The 3174-nt window shown below is 59.5% G+C and carries 3 protein-coding genes; 2 read left to right on the top strand and 1 reads right to left on the bottom strand.

Translation table 11 applies throughout. The features are described 5' to 3' along the window. Positions 1-169: 169 nt before the first annotated feature. Entirely contained in the window at positions 170-1603 is a 1434-nt protein-coding gene (locus BM074_RS22610) for an aldehyde dehydrogenase family protein (protein WP_091925820.1), read from the bottom strand. 197 nt (positions 1604-1800) lie between these two features. On the opposite strand from BM074_RS22610, the gene BM074_RS22615 reads away from it, so the two are divergent. Further along, positions 1801-2568, top strand: coding sequence for an SDR family oxidoreductase (locus BM074_RS22615; protein ID WP_091925823.1), 768 nt, complete (start codon positions 1801-1803; stop codon positions 2566-2568). After that, the gene (locus tag BM074_RS22620; protein WP_091925826.1) at positions 2565-3065 is read left to right on the top strand and encodes a gluconokinase; all 501 of its coding nucleotides are present in this window, start codon (positions 2565-2567) and stop codon (positions 3063-3065) included. The genes BM074_RS22615 and BM074_RS22620 overlap by 4 nt, the downstream gene beginning before the upstream one ends. Positions 3066-3174 lie beyond the last annotated feature (109 nt).

Consider the following 3174-nt stretch of genomic DNA (forward strand, 5'->3'; position numbering starts at 1 on the left):
CCCAACAAAACTGTCAACACGCCTTTTTCAATTTCTCCAAACTTTTTCCAACCAACAACCAACACTGTGGATAAGCGGTCGCGGCTAACCGAAAAAGCTCAACGAAAACAGGCGCTGCCATGGCAGCGCCTGCAAAAACCAAAGCTGTCACAAAGATGCGACCGCGAAATCAAGCCAGCGTATAGGCAGTCTTTACCGTCGTATAAAACTCCGCCGCATATTTGCCCTGCTCGCGCGGGCCGTAGCTCGACCCCTTGCGCCCGCCAAACGGCACATGGAAGTCGACACCTGCGGTCGGCAGATTGACCATCACCATGCCGGCCTCCGCATTGCGCTTGAAATGCGTTGCGTGCTTCAGGCTGGTCGTCGCTATACCGGACGACAGGCCGAACGGCGTGTCATTGGCGGTATGCAGGGCTTCCTCGTAATCCTTGACGCGAATGACACTGGCGACGGGGCCAAAAATCTCTTCGCGCGAAATGCGCATCTGGTTCGTGGCCTCGGTGAACAGGGCGGGCTGCAGATAGAAGCCCGGGGCCTCGCGGTTGAGCCGTTCGCCGCCGAACGCCAGCTTTGCGCCTTCGCTCCTTCCAATCTCGATATAATTCATATCCTGATCGAGCTGACCCTGGTCGACCACCGGGCCGATATGCGTGCCCGCCTTCAACGCGTCATCGATCACAAGCCCCTTCAAGCGCTCGGTCGCGGCGGAAACGAACTTGTCGTGGATGCCTTCGGTGACGATGATGCGCGACGAGGCCGTGCAGCGCTGCCCTGTCGAAAAGAAGGCGCTGTTGACGGCTGCCTCGACTGCAACGTTGAGGTCCGCGTCGTCGAGAATGACGAAGGGATTCTTGCCGCCCATCTCCAGCTGGAACTTGCGCATATGCTCGATCGAAGCTGCGGCGACGCGCTTGCCGGTGCCGACAGATCCCGTGAAAGTGATGGCGTGGACATCGGCACTGTCGAGAATCGTCTGACCGACGACCGACCCCTTGCCCATGACGAGATTGAGAACGCCCTTGGGCAGGCCGGCGCGGTGCAGAATATCGACGATGGCCCAGGAGCAGCCAGGTACAAGATCGGCCGGCTTGAACACGACCGTGTTGCCATAGGCGAGCGCCGGCGCGATCTTCCACGCGGGAATGGCAATCGGGAAATTCCACGGCGTGATAATACCGACGACCCCGACGGGTTCGCGCGTAATCTCCACCCCGATGTTCGGACGGGCGCTCGGAATTACTTCACCGGCAAGCCGCAGAACTTCGCCGGCAAAAAAATCGAAAATCTGGGCGGCGCGCAGCGTCTCGCCGATCCCTTCCGCGAGTGTCTTGCCCTCCTCCCGCGACAGCAGGCGGCCGAGTTCGTCCTTGCGCGCGGTGATTTCATCGGCAGTCTTGCGCAGGATCGCATGACGCTCGAGAATGCCCGAACGCGACCAGGCGGGAAACGCTACCTTTGCCGCCGCTATGGCCCGAACTGTATCTTCAGCGCTGGCGCGGGCGTACTCGCCGACCACATCATTGGTATTTGAGGGATTGACGTTGGCAACGGCATCGCTGCCGAACCACTCGCCGTTGATAAGGTTCTGGTGCAGGGTCATGTGATATATCTCTCCGTTTGGCCGAACCAATAGCATAGGAGCAGTCGCGTTCAACGTGAAATTGCGCCGATTCTCTCGATTTGCCCCGAATGGGTTTCGCCGCCATGGCCGTCTGTGCGAACATCGCCGCCGATTCGAAGACTTGATATAGGAAGCCCTGGCGCTATTTTCAGGCGCCCGCGTGGAGGAACGAAAGAATGCCCTATCCGCTGTTCAATCTTGAAGGACGGCTTGCCCTTGTCACCGGTTCGAGCCAGGGCATTGGCTTCGCGCTTGCCAAGGGTCTCGCCGAGCACGGTGCGGCGGTCGTCATAAATGGGCGCGACGGGGTAAAGGTCGACGCCGCCGTCGGTGAACTCGCGGCCGCCGGGCTTAAGGCCTATGCCTCGACATTCGATGTAACCGATCTTGCCGCAGTAAAGGCAGGGGTCGATGCGATCGAAACGGAAATTGGGCCGATCGATATTCTTGTCAACAATGCCGGCATGCAGTTTCGCGCACCGCTCGAGGATTTTCCCGAGGATAAATGGCAGCAATTGCTGCAGACCAATATTTCGAGCGTATTTTACGCCGGCCAATCTGTCGCCAGGCATATGATCAAGCGCGGCCGGGGCAAGATCATCAACATCGGCTCTGTCCAGAGCGAGCTCGCGCGCCCGTCGATCGCGCCCTATACGGCGACGAAGGGGGCGGTGCGGAATCTGACCCGCGGCATGTGCGCCGACTGGGCGAAGCACGGCTTGCAGATCAACGCCATTGCGCCCGGCTACTTCAAGACGCCGCTCAACCATGCGCTTATGGACAATGCGGATTTTTCGGCATGGCTGGAAAAGCGTACGCCCGCGGGCCGATGGGGTAATGTCGATGAATTGGTGGGCGCGGCGGTGTTTCTTGCGGGTGACGCTTCTTCCTTCGTCAACGGCCAGGTCCTGCATGTCGATGGCGGGATAACGGCCTCGGTATGATTCGCGTTATCGTCATGGGTGTGAGCGGCTCCGGAAAATCTTCCGTCGGCGCCGGCATTGCCAAAGTTCTCGGGCTGCCATTCCTTGAAGGCGATAGCCTGCACCCGGCAAGCAATGTAGCCAAGATGGCGGCAGGCACGCCATTGACGGATGACGACCGCTGGCCGTGGCTTGACCAGATCGGCGCGACGTTGGCAGCGGCCGAAGACGGGATCGTTGTATCGTGCTCGGCATTGAAGAAAGTCTATCGCGACCGCTTGCGCAAGGCTGCTGCCGGGCCCCTCGCTTTCGTGTTCCTCGATGGCAGCGAGGCAGTGTTGCATGAGCACATGGCCAAACGCACCGGGCATTTCATGCCGGTTACCATGCTGGGCAGCCAACTGACGACGCTCGAGGCGCCGGTTGATGAGCCTCTGGTCCTGCGCCAGGATGTGGCAGAACCGATCAATGTCATCGTGCAGGCAAGCGTGTCCTGGCTAAAAGAATTGGACCCATAAACGCACAAAAGCCCGGGGATGCCGGGCTTTTGTGTGGGTTGTTGTTTTGTGATGTTGGTTGCGGGGACAGGATTTGAACCTGTGACCTTCAGGTTATGAGCCTGACGAG

The sequence above is a fragment of the Phyllobacterium sp. CL33Tsu genome (genome assembly GCF_900113985.1).
GTDB lineage: Bacteria > Pseudomonadota > Alphaproteobacteria > Rhizobiales > Rhizobiaceae > Phyllobacterium > Phyllobacterium pellucidum.